Here is a 13,896-nt window from a genome sequence, read left to right as displayed (position 1 = left end):
ATTGAAAAAGATTCTTATAAGCGTTACGCTTATCCTGACTATGATACTCTCGCTCACAGCTTGTGGTGGTGGCTCAGAAAGCAAAGAAACACTGAATGTATACAACTGGGGCGACTATATCGACAAATCAGTAATAAGAGAATTTGAAGACGAATTCGGCGTAAAAGTAAACTATGAAGAATATGCTACAAATGAGGAGATGCTTGCGAAAATTGAGGCAGGCGGTACCGCATATGATGTTATTTTTCCATCAGAATATATGATAGAATATATGATATCAAAAGATTTGCTAAATGAGCTTGATTATGCAAACCTTGATAATTTCAAAAATCTTGATGAGCGTTTCACTAATCTTGCATATGATGCAAACAGTAAACATTCAGTTCCTTATCTATGGGGAACGATGGGAATAGTGTACAACAAAAATATGGTTACCGAACCGGTTGATTCGTGGAAGATACTCTGGGATGAAAAATATGCCGGCAAAATACTCATGCTAGATTCATCAAGAGATACAATAGGTGTTACTCTTAAAATGCTTGGATATTCGCTCAACACAAAAAACATGGATGAGCTTAATGAGGCAAAAGAAGCTCTCATAGCGCAGAAGCCTCTGGTAAGAGCTTATGAAGTTGACACATATAAAGATCAGATGATTGCCGAAGAAGCCGCGATGGCGCTCTGCTGGTCTGGTGATGCCATGCTTCTTATTGAAGAGAATGAGAATCTGGCTTACGCAATCCCTCAGGAGGGTACAAACCTCTGGTTTGACACCATGGCTATTCCTAAAACATCACAAAACAAAGAGCTGGCTGAGAAATTCATAAATTTCATGATGAGACCTGAGATTGCAGCAAAGAACAGTGATTATATAAAATATGCATCTCCTAACAAAGAGGCGCTAAGCCTGCTTCCTGAAGAAGATGCAACTAATCCATATCTATATCCTGAAGGTGACATTACGCAGCTCGGAGAAGTATTTCTGGATTTAGGTGAATTTACTACGGAATACGATAAGGTATGGACAGAAATAAAATCTTCATAAAATCAGATTAATATATTAAATTTCAAAAAAGATGATTGATTGCAATCATCTTTTTTGAAGAAAAGAAAGGAAAAAAATGAAACAAGTAGATCACGGCGCAGATGTAGAAAAAGTAAAACGGGCATACGGAATAAACGAAGTACTTGACTACAGCTCAAATGTAAACATATTCTCTCCAGGTTGTATCGACGATATCCTTGGTACTGTCAGCTCCAAAGACCTCAATTATTATCTTGATCCGAATTACATAAGCCTTCGTGAAAAAATTGCAAATCACCACTCACTGAATAAAGAAAATATAATAACAGGAAACGGTTCTACCGAAATCATGTTTCTTATCATGAGGATGAAGAGGATAAAAAAAGTCGGAATACTCCAGCCGACATTTGGTGAATACGAAAGAGCAGCTCTTATTGAAGAAAAAGAAATAACTGACTTCTATTATGATGAAAATTTCAATATCGATATCGATTCTATCTCGGAAAAAATAAGGAAAATTGATCTTCTTATAATATGCAACCCCAATAACCCATCTGGAAATGTAAATCATATCAGTCACATTCTTGATTTTTGCCGGGATAACAATATAATCCTTATGATTGATGAAACTTTCATGGATTTTGTATCTGAATCTGAAGATTATAGCCTCATAAGTAAAATAAGATATTATGATAATCTAATAATCATTAGAGCGCTAACTAAATTCCACGCTCTGACAAATGTCAGGCTTGGTTATGCAGCTGGATCTCATGAACTTATAGATGAATTATGGAAGTATAAAGAACCATGGTCAGTGAATTTTTTTGCACAGAAACTTATCGATGTAATAGATGATACGCAATTCTATGCAAAAAGTAAAAGTTTTTACAGCATTGAAACATCAAGGTTTGTTCAAAAGCTCTCTCAGTTGGATAAGGTTAAAGCATTCCCTTCAAATTCAAATTTCATACTTTTAAGAATAGATAACGGTAAAAAAGCTTGTGAGATTAAAGATGAAATGATAAAGAAATATGGGATACTTATAAGAGACTGCTCAAATTTTAAAGGTCTTGATGACAGGTATATAAGAATAAATGTTAAAGAGAAAGAAAAGAATGATTTCTTTTTTGAATGTTTCAAGAAAATAATACAGTAGATGGAGAAAAATATGGCAAAAAATCTAATGGTACAGGGAACATCCTCTGGAGCAGGCAAGAGCATAGTCGCTACAGCTCTTTGCCGGATATTGACTCAGGACGGATACAGCGTAGCTCCCTTTAAATCACAGAACATGGCTCTGAACTCATTTGTTACAGACAAAGGACTTGAAATGGGAAGAGCTCAGGTAGTTCAGGCAGAAGCATGCAATAAGATTCCTCGGGTTGAAATGAATCCACTGTTACTGAAACCGGCTGGTAATAATATTTCTCAGATAATCTATATGGGCAGGATATATGACAACCTTGAAAGCTCTGAGTTCAAGAAAATCAAACCGGATCTTATCCCTGGCATAAAAGATGCCTATGATACTCTTGCCTCCGAAAATGACATCATTATTATAGAGGGAGCAGGAAGTCCGGCAGAAATAAACATGAACGAGAATGATATAGCAAATATGGGAATGGCCGACCTGGCAGATTCGCCGGTCATACTTGTAGCTGATATCGACAGAGGAGGAGTATTTGCATCAATATATGGTACAATAATGCTCCTTAAAGAAGAGCACAGGGAACGGATAAAAGGAATCATAATTAATAAGTTCAGGGGAAGAGCAGAACTGCTTGAAGATGGCATCCTCAAAATTGAACAGCTGACCGGAAAACCGGTTCTTGGGATAATCCCTTATATTAACATAGAACTCGAAGATGAGGACTCAATAACAGAAAAACAGCATAAAATGAAATCTGATAAAAGCAGCATCCATATCGAAATTGTTCGGCTCAACCATATATCGAATGCAACCGACTTTGATATATTCAGAAGATATGATGATGTAACAGTAAGATACACAGATCTTGATTCTGAGTTTACAAATCCTGATCTCATTATAATACCTGGAACTAAAAATACAGTAGAAGACCTTGTCTCTTTTAAAAAAAGCAAGCTTTATAATCAGCTCTATGAGCTTAATAGAAAAAAAGGAATCCCTATAATTGGAATATGTGGTGGATTCCAGATGCTTGGTTTAAATATATCTGATCCACTGGGGGTGGAATCGGATATAAAAGAAATTTCAGGACTTGGTTTATTAGCTCACGATACTATATTTGAATCGGAAAAAGAGACTGTGCAGTCAAAGGCTATTATAAAATCTGTATTTAGTGAAGACAGCATTTTTTATGGACTAGAAGACATGGAAATATGCGGATATGAACTCCACTGCGGAAAAACAAATATCGACCATCAAAAGGATATCGTATTCTCTGAGACATTTGAAAAACTTGGTAAAAAACATGTGCAGATAGACGGTATAATAAACAGCGAAAACAATGTAATGGGTTCATACCTTCATGGAATATTCGATAATACAAAATTTACGGAGACGATTCTTAATAATTTAAGAAATAAAAAAGGAATACCTGAACCTTCATCATCAAATTTTGATTTACAGGAATTTAAGAAAAATGAATACGATAAGCTTGAAGAACATTTCAGAAAATATTTAAACTTAAATAGAATATATGAGATAATCCAGCTTTAAAGTCAAATCTCCTGCTCAAATTACAAGAGCAGGAGATTATTTTATAATACATATAAATATACAGCAAAAAACTGAAGCGCCGTACCTATAAGCACAAAAAAATGGAAAAGATCATGAAAATTCATATACTTTAAATTAGGCTTCTTTATTATATAAATTACTCCTCCAAGCGTATAGCTTATCCCACCGAGCGCAAGTAAAAACATTCCTCCCGGATTAAGCACCTCAATGACATCTTTCGCAAAAAAAACAATCATCCATCCCAGTATAATATAAAAAGCCGTCCCTATAGCTCTTGGAGCATTAAAAAAGCATAGCTTTAATATAATTCCTGCAACTGCAAGAGACCATATAAGAATTAGTATCCTGTAGCCATAATCAATGTTATTTATAGCCAGGCAAAAAGGGGTATAAGAACCAGCAATGAGCACATATATCATCGAATGATCCAGCTTTCTGAAGAAAACAAGCTTCTCCTTTGGCAGAAGCAGGGTATGATAAATTCCGCTGGCAAGATAAAGCATGAACATAGAAGCAGTAAATACAAGCGATGACATAAGACTGATATTATATAAGCTTATGTCGTTTCTCTGGCTGTAAATCACCATGGACATAGCCACAATTGAAAGAAGTGCACCAGCATAGTGGCTGATTGCGCTCACAGGATCTCTGAATCTGATATTCGTCATGACAACCTCCCTAAATAAACAATCTGTTATGTAGTTTTCGAAACTATAATATATGATAGCACAGATTACATCAGGTGTAAATATAACATATATAACAATAAATTAGAAAAATAGTACAGGAAAAACGTTTTTTTTCGATTGACAAATTTATAATCTCATCTTTGACACTTTAATGGAATAAAAACCTGTGAATCGAAGCAATATCAACGATTTACAGGTTTTCTTGTTTTTTGAAAAGTGAGTAATGTTTTTTATTTTTTTGTATCTTTGAAAATTTTTTTCATTTGTTTTGTATTTACTATCTGATAATCTGTTCTGAATCCAAATGCATCGTGAAGATCATCAGTTAAATCTGTTCTTGTATATGTTGGAAGGTAGCCTTCACCAGTGATTTCAAAGAAATTCATGTCTCTCAGTCCTGTCACTATGTCGTGACATGTATATTTTTCGCCCAACTTCTTTTCAAGAATTCTGTATATCATGAGTGAAATGAAGCAGGTAGTGAAGTGTGCCTCTATTCTGTCATCACGCTGCAGATATACCGGTCTAGCCTTGAACTCAGACTTCATGATCCGGAAGGATTCTTCAATCTCCCATCTTCTCTGATTTACCTTGATGATTGCGGAAGCATCGTCATCGAGGTTTGTGCAAACCGCATAGAATCCATCGTAAGCGGCTTCGCCGGCAATCAAATCAGTATCAATGGAGTAGCTTTCATTTTCGGCTACCTCACCATTTTCGGTGCAATGAGACTTGGATATGAATCTCTTGTAATCATTTGAATTACACTTCTTCAGTTTTCCAGAGTTTGTATCAATTACTTTCTGTGCGCGTTCTATCTGACGATTCCTGATGCTCTGCTGATACTTCTGATATTTGGTAGAGAATGTCACAATCAGTTTTTGTTCCAGGTCTTTCTCCTTGATCCATCTTTCTTTGTAGAATGTGAGGTCCAAGTTACTGTCCTCATTTAACTCCGTTAAATCATAAAGAACATCTGAACCACTCATTTTCCATCCCGTAGGATCCAGAGCCCATTCCCTGAGAGATGCCTTCAGTTTCTTGATAGACTGAGTAGTTATGAATGCCCGGTCCTGTATGTCGTTGAACTTGCGATTAGCAACAGAAGCCAGCCCGGCATCAGTACATACTACAAATCTTGAAAGACCAAAGTCAGATATTATCTTTTTCTCCAGTGGTTTCAACGTAACCTGTTCATTAGTGTTACCTTTGTTTATGCAAAATGCAAGCGGGAAACCATCCCCATCCATAAACAGTCCCATCTGGACAATCGGATTAGGCCTGTGCTCCTTCGAAACGCCATATTGCCTTAAGCCATCTTCCTGCTCTGTTTCGAAGAAATAGTTGGTGCAGTCATAGTAAAGGATCCCATTGTTTCTGTCGCAGATTTTGAGGCTGTTCTTGTAAAGCTCAGACTGTATGTAATCTGACTCTTTGGCGAGTACTTCCAGAGACCTGTAGAGATGCTGAAGCTCAAATTCAGGCTGTTCCATGAATAACTTCGATTGCTCGCATGTAGCGAGTTTAGAAGCAGGAAAGATAATCCTGCTGTAAACAAGTCTTGAAAGAACCGAATCCAGGTTGTATGTAAATTTGTATTTTTCTGAGATTACCTTTGATATCTTTGAAAGACCCAACTGGTGGTATATCTGCTGCAGGAACAGATATCCGCCATTGAATGTTTTTTGTTCATCCTTGGCAATCTGCTTCGCAGGAGAATACCTGACCATAACTTCTCTTTTTTCTTCTTTTTCTTTTCTTGTAAGCTCAGCAACATAAGCCTTAGCCCATTCGATAGGGTCCTCACCGTTGAGTTTCTTCTCAAGGTCTGCATAAGTACCAAGTTTTTCAACAATCTTGGAGGTATGAACCCCGTTAACATAAATAGATTTTGTGACGTATAATGACGAAGCGTTTTTAGATTTAGAAATTTGAAGTCTCATATGAAATACCTCCTATCCTTTATATTATATCACATTACTAGACATTGTGCAATAATTATTTTTATAATTTGACAAAAAAATAAGCCTGTTGCAAGGCTTTGGAGCATATTCTAATGGGATAAAGTGTCAAAGATCCGTGTTATGTAGTTTTCGAAACTATAATATATGATAGCACAGATTACATCAGGTGTAAATATAACATATATAACAATAAATTAGAAAAATAGTACAGGAAAAACGTTTTTTTTCGATTGACAAATTTATAATTAGTGATATAATTTGAATATACATAAATAGAGGTGCAGTTGAATAGGTAAATCTGAGGTGCAAAGATAGGGGCATCAATACTCAGATTGAAGGTGTCAATTGCCGAAGATATTACAAGATCCCCCCAACGTGTAATGTCTGGTGTGTAAATTACAATTTACGACACTGTCATGGATTTTTGATTTCTATGGAGCGCTGTTTATGTCACTTATGTGGCATAAAAAGCACTCTTTTTTATATTTTATGCCAAGTTTTTTAGAAGGAGGAAAGATAATTGAAATCAATAATCAGATTAAGAATGAGCTCTCATGATGCTCATTACGGAGGAAACCTGGTTGATGGAGCCAGAATGCTTGGACTTTTCGGAGATGTTGCTACAGAACTGCTTATCCAGCATGATGGTGATGAAGGCTTATTCAAGGCTTATCAGGAAGTTGAGTTTTTAGCTCCAGTTTATGCAGGTGACTATATCGAAGCTGTAGGAGAGATTGTTGAAGTTGGAAACACTTCAAGAAAAATGAAATTCGAAGCAAGAAAAGTCATAGTACCTAGACCGGATATCAATGATTCTGCATGTGACGTTCTGGAAGAACCAATCGTAGTTTGCAGAGCTACAGGAACATGCGTAGTTCCAAAAGATAAAAAAAGAAAATAAAAAATAAAAGTACTTATTAAAATTTGAAATCAAAAATTAGAATTCAGGAGGAAATGATAGTATGAAGGGATGCAAATACGGAACACACAGAGTAATCGAGCCAGCAGGTGTATTACCTCAGCCAGCGCTAAAAATCAACAATGACATGAATATTTTTGACAATGAAATACTTATAGATGTATCAGCTCTAAACATAGACTCAGCAAGCTTTACTCAAATAGAAGAAGCTGCGGGACATGATATCGAAAAAATAAAAGAAATGATTCTTTCTATTGTAGCAGAAAGAGGAAAAATGCAAAATCCTGTTACCGGTTCAGGTGGAATGCTTATCGGAACAATCGAGAAAATAGGATCTGATCTTGAAGGAAAAATTGACTTAAAGGTTGGCGATAGAATAGCAACGCTTGTTTCTCTTTCTCTTACTCCGCTTAAAATCGAAGAAATCCTTGATGTTAAGCCTGACATCGACAGAGTTGAAATCAAAGGAAAAGCTATACTTTTCGAAAGCGGAATCTATGCAGTACTTCCAAAAGATATGAGCGAGACTCTTGCTCTTGCAGCTCTTGATGTTGCAGGTGCACCTGCTCAGGCTGCTAAGCTTGTAAAACCAGGAGACAGCGTTGTAATCCTTGGAGCAGCTGGAAAATCAGGAATGATGTGCTGTTATGAGGCTAAGAAAAGAGTAGGCCCAACTGGAAACGTAATAGGTATAGTTAGAAAAGAAAGCGATATAAAGAAACTTATGGATGCAGGATTTGTACACAAGGCTATAGTAGCAAGCGCACAAATGCCAGTTGAAGTTCTTAACGCTGTACTTGAAGCTAATGATGGTAAAGAAGTTGATATAACTATCAACTGTGTAAATATAGAAAATACAGAGATGTCATCAATCCTTCCTGTAAGAGATGGCGGAACAGTATACTTCTTCTCAATGGCAACTTCATTCACAAAAGCTGCGCTTGGAGCAGAAGGTGTTGGTAAAGACGTAAATATGATAATAGGAAATGGCTATACTAAAGACCACGCAGCAATAACTCTTGAAGAATTAAGAGAATCAAAAGAGCTTAGAGAAATATTCGAAAAGCAGTACATGTAATTAAAACAACAAAATCCCCAGAGTTGTGATTATTAAATTATCTGATACAAATCCTTTATCTAAGGATTTGTATCAGCATGAATATTTTAAGCCAATAAAGTTTACTTAGATAAGGAGAAAAAGAAATGACTGTAGATAGAAGAAAAGAACTATTTCCAAACGTGTCTGATCAGGAATGGAATGACTGGCAATGGCAGGTAAGAAACAGAATTGAGACTGTAGAGCAACTAAAAAAATATATTCCGCTTACTCCAGAAGAAGAAAAGGGAGCTGAAGAGTGTCTGAAAGCACTTAGAATGGCAATAACTCCATACTATCTCTCTCTTATTGATCCTAATGATGCTAATGATCCAGTAAGAAAGCAGGCAATACCTACAGCTGATGAATTATTCAGATCTACTGAAGACCAGGAAGATCCGCTTCATGAAGATGTTGACTCTCCAACACCTGGACTTACTCACAGATATCCAGACAGAGCGCTTATACTAGTTACAGATCAATGTTCAATGTACTGCAGACACTGTACAAGAAGAAGATTCGCAGGACAGAACGACTCGGCAGTTCCAATGGATCAAATCCAAAAATCAATTGAGTATATCAGAAACACTCCACAGGTAAGAGACGTACTACTTTCAGGCGGAGATGCGCTTCTTATGTCAGATGACAGACTTGAGCAGATCATTAAGCAGCTTAGAGAGATTCCTCACGTTGAAATAATTAGAATTGGATCAAGAACACCGGTAGTTCTTCCACAGAGAATAACAGAAGATTTCGTAAATATGCTTAAGAAATACCATCCAATCTGGCTTAACACTCACTTCAACCATTCTAACGAGATTACTCCAGAATCAAAGAGAGCTTGTGAGCTTATGGCTGATGCTGGTATTCCGCTTGGAAACCAGTCAGTGCTGTTAAGAGGAATAAATGACTGTACACATGTAATGCTTAAGCTTGTTAACGATCTTGTAAAGATAAGAGTAAGACCTTACTATATTTATCAGTGTGACCTTTCACTTGGACTATCACACTTCAGAACTCCAGTTGCAAAAGGTATCGAAATAATAGAAGGCCTAAGAGGACATACTTCAGGATACTGTGTACCAACATTTGTTGTTGATGCTCCTGGTGGTGGAGGAAAAACTCCTGTTATGCCAAATTACGTAATTTCTCAGAGTCACAATAAAGTAATTCTTAGAAACTTCGAAGGCGTAATAACGACTTATGATGAGCCTTCAAACTATACTCCAGGATGTACATGTGATGTATGTACAGGAAAGAAAACTGTTCATAAGGTTGGCGTTGCCGGACTTCTTAATGGAGAGGCTGCAACTCTAGAGCCAGTCGGACTAGAAAGAAATGAGAGAGGACATCATTAAGAAATGATGATTCTTGAAAAATACAACTCAATTTCATTTATTGGGATGTCAAAAAATGCTGGTAAAACCACAACACTTAATTATTTCATTGACAAGACCAGGGGAAAATACACCCTTGGTCTGTCATCTATTGGAAGAGATGGAGAAACTGTTGATCGTGTAACTCAGACTGAAAAGCCCAGAGTGTATATATATGCAGGCACAATTGTAGCTACAAGCGCCAACTGTTATAAGCTCTCAGATGCTACTCTTGAAATCATTCATGTTACAAACATCAATACTCCTCTTGGGAGAATAATTATAGCCCGTGCTGTAACTGATGGTTACGTAGAAATTGCAGGACCATCAACTACCTATGACATGAAAAAGGTTATTTCTATTATGTATGAGGTCGGTGCAGACAGAGTATTCATAGATGGCGCATTGTCCAGAAAAAGTCTGGCTTCCCCAGCTGTTGCAGAAGCAGCGGTTTTATCTGTAGGTGCCTCATTTTCAAATGATATCAACAAACTTATAAATGAAACTGTGCTGACTTATAAGCTCCTGAATATTGAGAAGCTTGAAAATGTGAAAGTCAGAAATCAGATAGAAGCTTTAAAATCTGGAGTAACAGGTTTTTCAAACCCAGAGTCAGGTGAAGTCACAAATATGAGTGAAAGCTGCCTTGCAATATTTGACAGAAATTGTGATTTAGTCTATTCAGAGTGCAATACAATAGTAGGTAAAGAAAGCTATATTGTTGATAAGATCAGTTCAGAAACAAAATTTATCTATACCTCAGGGGCTCTTACAGATACCTTTGTAGATTCACTTATAAAGAATACCGGCAAAAGCTGCAGTGTCAGCATAATCGTAGATGATGGAACAAAGTTATTTATCAGCAACGAGAATCTTATCAAATTAACTCACAGAAAAATAAGGCTTTGCGCCATAGAGAAAATCAATATTTGTGCAATTACAGTAAACCCATTTTCTACTCAGGATTATACAGTTGATTCCAGATTGATGATTGCTGCCTTGAAAAGACATATCGATATTCCTGTTTTTGACGTAAAAGGAGAAATAATGTGAGATTTTTGAGCAAAGAGCAAAAGAAGAAAATAGGATATGAATACATTCTTGACAATATTAATACTGTTACAAATGTAGGCGCTGAACTTAAATATAACTCAAAACCTTTTACCATAGAGAATAAATCTGCTCTTGCAAAGGAACTTGAGAATACAGAAAAATTCATTGACTGTATCACAAAAAACAAAGAAATGGAAAGTGAGTTGGGCTTTTTTCTATGTAAATTCAAGGATCTCAGAGCTACATTCAGTAAAGTTAAGAAGGGTAGCATTCTTGATGAAATCGAGCTTTTTGAAATAAAGTCTTTTTCGAAACTCTGCAATGACATATCCATCGAATATTCAAAAACCGGTATAGATGTTGATGCAATTTGTTTCAGAGATGTGAAACCTGTATTTAGGATTCTTGACCCTGACAATTTAAACATTGATACTTTTTTTATTTATGACTCATATTCTCCGGATCTTAAGGAAACCCGCTTTAAAAGAACGCAGCTTGAATTAAGAATCTCTCAGACAAATGACCCTGATACAAGATCATCCCTGCTAAGCGAGAGAATGGAAATCGTAAGTAAAGAACATGAATTAGAGTTCGAAATAAAAAAAGAATTAACTGCAAAAATCAAGACTTATATTGATGCACTTGTGCAAAACACCGATGTAATCGGGTATATGGATTTTCTCCTTGCAAAAGCCAGATATTTCAAGGCTTCCAATGCGGTTAAGCCGGAAATCGTAGAAGATTCCAATGATATCGGTGATGCCCTGGAGTTATATAAGACCTATAATCCATATTACAGCGACATAATGGCCAGAAAGCATAAGACTATGACGGCACTGGATATAACTATACAGAGAGGTGTGACGCTTCTTACCGGAGCCAATATGGGCGGCAAAAGCATATGCATGAAAACGGTAGCACTCAATGTTCTGCTTGCAAATTCAGGTATGTATGTCTATGCTGACAGTGCACGGATTCCAATGGTTGACTTTCTGTATATGATATCAGACGATCTACAGAACGTAGAAAGCGGCCTCAGCACTTTTGGTGCGGAAATAATGTACCTTAAAAAAATAATAGCTGCAAGTAAACATAAGAATGGCCTTATAATTCTTGATGAACTTGCTCGAGGAACAAACCCCCATGAAGGAAAGATATTGCTTCAGGCTGTAATTGAATTTTTTAAAAAACAGAAATCATACACTTTCATATCCACTCATTTTGATGGAATACCATGCGATGATATAAGACATCTCCAGGTTGTAGGCATTAGCAAAATCAATTTTGAAAAACTATCGCAGCTGATAGATTTAAATAAGGGTAAGGCACTTGACATAATTCAGGAATACATGGATTACTCGATAGAAGAAACTGAAGCAAATGAAGTCCCGCAAAATGCTCTGCAGATTGCAAAGCTATTAGGGCTTGACAGCAGAAGTCTTTAAAAAGATATAGTATAAATTACGAGATAAATACAAGGAAGGAAGGTATCTGGATGAACAGTAAATTGAATCTTAATTTTGATTTAGTAAATGAGTCAAGAGAAATTTCAAAAAGAATAGCAGAAGATACACAGAAATTTATAGAGAAGCATTCAACGGTTACAGTTGAAAGAACAATATGCAGATTGTTGGGAATAGACGGAGTAAACGACATGGGGGTTCCGCTTCCAAATATTGTTGTTGAGAATATTCAGGCGTCTAATGCTCTTGGCCTCGGTGCAGCAATGTACATAGGAAATGCAGTACTTAAATACAATCTTACGCCTCAGGAAATAGCGGAAAAAGTTTCATCAGAGGAACTTGATCTGCCTAAAATTCCAATGGGAGATCTTTTCGAAATAAAGATGAAGATTGATGAAATTGCAAAGGACACAGTTGCTAAAATTGCTGATAACAGAAACGCAAGAGAGCAGTACCTGAGCAGATTTGGCGATAAATCCGGACCATATCTATATGTTATAGTTGCAACCGGTAATATTTTTGAAGATATCACTCAGGCTGTTGCAGCGGCAAAGCAAGGCGCAGACATAATAGCTGTAATAAGAACAACTGGACAGTCTCTTCTTGACTATGTTCCATACGGTGCTACGACTGAAGGATTTGGCGGAACATACGCAACTCAGGAAAACTTCAAGCTCATGAGAACTGCGCTGGATGAAATAGGCGAAGAACTAGGAAGATACATCAGACTTTGCAACTACTGTTCAGGATTATGTATGCCTGAAATTGCAGCAATGGGTGCCATAGAGAGACTTGATGTAATGCTTAACGATGCGCTTTACGGAATTCTCTTCAGAGATATAAATATGAAGAGAACTATGGTTGACCAGTACTTCTCAAGAATAATAAATGGTTTTGCCGGAGTAATAATAAATACTGGTGAGGACAACTATCTTACTACAGCAGATGCTTTCGAAGAAGCTCATACCGTACTGGCTTCACAGTTCATAAATGAGCAGTTCGCCCTAATAGCCGGACTGCCAGAGGAGCAGATGGGTCTTGGTCATGCATTCGAGATGCATCCTGACATGAAAAATGGATTCCTTTATGAACTTGCACAGGCACAGATGGCAAGAGAGATTTTCCCTAAAGCTCCACTTAAATACATGCCTCCTACAAAATATATGACCGGAGACATATTCAAAGGACATATTCAGGATACTCTATTCAACATGATAACTATCATGACAAACCAGAAACTACACCTTCTTGGCATGATGACTGAGGCTATCCATACACCATTTATGTCAGACAGAGCTCTGTCAATAGATAACGCAAGTTATATATTCAATAACATGGAAGACATAAGCTCAGAAATCGAATTCAAAAAAGATGGGTTAATGCAGAACAGAGCTAACGATGTACTGAAGGATGCCAATGCACTTCTTAAAGAAATAGAGAAAAACGGTCTGTTCCTGACTCTTGAAAAAGGTATATTCGGCGGTGTGAAGAGACCTGTCGATGGCGGAAAAGGCTTAAACGGTGTTGTTGTTAAGGATGATAAGTATTATAATCCATTTATAGAGCTAATGTTAAATAGATAGGAGGGGC

11 protein-coding genes and 1 riboswitch are annotated in these 13,896 nt (G+C 36.8%); of the genes, 9 read left to right on the top strand and 2 right to left on the bottom strand.

Features of this window, described 5'->3' with window-relative positions; all coding sequences use genetic code 11:
* The first annotated feature begins 1 nt into the window (after nucleotide 1).
* The 3 genes from AC4PGZ_RS05555 (at nucleotide 2) to AC4PGZ_RS05545 (ending at nucleotide 3,725) form a co-directional block, all read left to right on the top strand.
* The gene (locus AC4PGZ_RS05555; RefSeq protein ID WP_492160063.1) at nucleotides 2–1,045 is read left to right on the top strand and encodes an ABC transporter substrate-binding protein; all 1,044 of its coding nucleotides are present in this window, start codon (nucleotides 2–4) and stop codon (nucleotides 1,043–1,045) included.
* A gap of 76 nt (nucleotides 1,046–1,121) precedes the next feature.
* Nucleotides 1,122–2,180 carry a pyridoxal phosphate-dependent aminotransferase gene (locus AC4PGZ_RS05550; RefSeq protein WP_492160062.1) on the top strand — a complete coding sequence of 353 codons (1,059 nt, stop codon included), beginning with the start codon at nucleotides 1,122–1,124 and terminating at the stop codon, nucleotides 2,178–2,180.
* Between the two features lie 12 nt (nucleotides 2,181–2,192).
* Entirely contained in the window at nucleotides 2,193–3,725 is a 1,533-nt protein-coding gene (locus AC4PGZ_RS05545) for a cobyric acid synthase (RefSeq protein ID WP_492160061.1), read from the top strand.
* Between the two features lie 41 nt (nucleotides 3,726–3,766).
* Here AC4PGZ_RS05545 and trhA read toward each other — a convergent pair whose 3' ends face one another.
* Together trhA and AC4PGZ_RS05535 are read right to left on the bottom strand one after the other, a co-directional pair.
* On the bottom strand, nucleotides 3,767–4,414 hold the full coding sequence (gene trhA / locus AC4PGZ_RS05540) for a PAQR family membrane homeostasis protein TrhA (RefSeq protein ID WP_492160060.1): 648 nt from the start codon (nucleotides 4,412–4,414) through the stop codon (nucleotides 3,767–3,769).
* Nucleotides 4,415–4,665: 251 nt separating this feature from the next.
* The gene (locus AC4PGZ_RS05535; protein WP_492160050.1) at nucleotides 4,666–6,378 is read right to left on the bottom strand and encodes an IS1634 family transposase; all 1,713 of its coding nucleotides are present in this window, start codon (nucleotides 6,376–6,378) and stop codon (nucleotides 4,666–4,668) included.
* Nucleotides 6,379–6,664: 286 nt separating this feature from the next.
* Nucleotides 6,665–6,851: riboswitch (Lysine riboswitch) on the top strand.
* Nucleotides 6,852–6,919: 68 nt separating this feature from the next.
* On the opposite strand from AC4PGZ_RS05535, the gene kal reads away from it, so the two are divergent.
* From kal to kamD, 6 genes are all read left to right on the top strand, one after another.
* Nucleotides 6,920–7,300, top strand: coding sequence for a 3-aminobutyryl-CoA ammonia lyase (gene kal / locus AC4PGZ_RS05530; protein ID WP_492160059.1), 381 nt, complete (start codon nucleotides 6,920–6,922; stop codon nucleotides 7,298–7,300).
* A gap of 61 nt (nucleotides 7,301–7,361) precedes the next feature.
* Nucleotides 7,362–8,396 carry an L-erythro-3,5-diaminohexanoate dehydrogenase gene (kdd, locus tag AC4PGZ_RS05525; protein WP_492160058.1) on the top strand — a complete coding sequence of 345 codons (1,035 nt, stop codon included), beginning with the start codon at nucleotides 7,362–7,364 and terminating at the stop codon, nucleotides 8,394–8,396.
* 125 nt (nucleotides 8,397–8,521) lie between these two features.
* Nucleotides 8,522–9,772 (top strand): lysine 2,3-aminomutase, encoded by a 1,251-nt coding sequence (gene kamA / locus AC4PGZ_RS05520; RefSeq protein WP_492160057.1) that lies wholly within the window; start codon nucleotides 8,522–8,524, stop codon nucleotides 9,770–9,772.
* Between the two features lie 3 nt (nucleotides 9,773–9,775).
* On the top strand, nucleotides 9,776–10,843 hold the full coding sequence (kamB, locus tag AC4PGZ_RS05515) for a lysine 5,6-aminomutase reactivase subunit KamB (protein WP_492160056.1): 1,068 nt from the start codon (nucleotides 9,776–9,778) through the stop codon (nucleotides 10,841–10,843).
* Entirely contained in the window at nucleotides 10,840–12,288 is a 1,449-nt protein-coding gene (gene kamC, locus AC4PGZ_RS05510; RefSeq protein ID WP_492160055.1) for a lysine 5,6-aminomutase reactivase ATPase KamC, read from the top strand. The genes kamB and kamC overlap by 4 nt, the downstream gene beginning before the upstream one ends.
* A 50-nt stretch (nucleotides 12,289–12,338) precedes the next feature.
* Nucleotides 12,339–13,889 (top strand): lysine 5,6-aminomutase subunit alpha, encoded by a 1,551-nt coding sequence (gene kamD, locus AC4PGZ_RS05505; RefSeq protein WP_492160054.1) that lies wholly within the window; start codon nucleotides 12,339–12,341, stop codon nucleotides 13,887–13,889.
* Nucleotides 13,890–13,896: the final 7 nt, after the last annotated feature.

The sequence above is a fragment of the Proteocatella sp. QWL-06 genome, assembly GCF_058684135.1.
The sequence above is the reverse complement of the archived record's forward strand: the minus strand, read 5'-3'. Positions and strand labels throughout refer to the sequence as shown.

Excerpts from the sequence above, each read along its gene's own strand:
- AC4PGZ_RS05550 (WP_492160062.1), top strand. The coding sequence starts at position 1,122 with ATGAAACAAGTAGATCACGGCGCAGATGTAGAAAAAGTAAAACGGGCA.
- AC4PGZ_RS05545 (WP_492160061.1), top strand. The coding sequence starts at position 2,193 with ATGGCAAAAAATCTAATGGTACAGGGAACATCCTCTGGAGCAGGCAAG.
- trhA (WP_492160060.1), bottom strand. The coding sequence starts at position 4,414 with ATGACGAATATCAGATTCAGAGATCCTGTGAGCGCAATCAGCCACTAT.
- AC4PGZ_RS05535 (WP_492160050.1), bottom strand. The coding sequence starts at position 6,378 with ATGAGACTTCAAATTTCTAAATCTAAAAACGCTTCGTCATTATACGTC.
- kdd (WP_492160058.1), top strand. The coding sequence starts at position 7,362 with ATGAAGGGATGCAAATACGGAACACACAGAGTAATCGAGCCAGCAGGT.
- kamA (WP_492160057.1), top strand. The coding sequence starts at position 8,522 with ATGACTGTAGATAGAAGAAAAGAACTATTTCCAAACGTGTCTGATCAG.
- kamB (WP_492160056.1), top strand. The coding sequence starts at position 9,776 with ATGATGATTCTTGAAAAATACAACTCAATTTCATTTATTGGGATGTCA.
- kamD (WP_492160054.1), top strand. The coding sequence starts at position 12,339 with ATGAACAGTAAATTGAATCTTAATTTTGATTTAGTAAATGAGTCAAGA.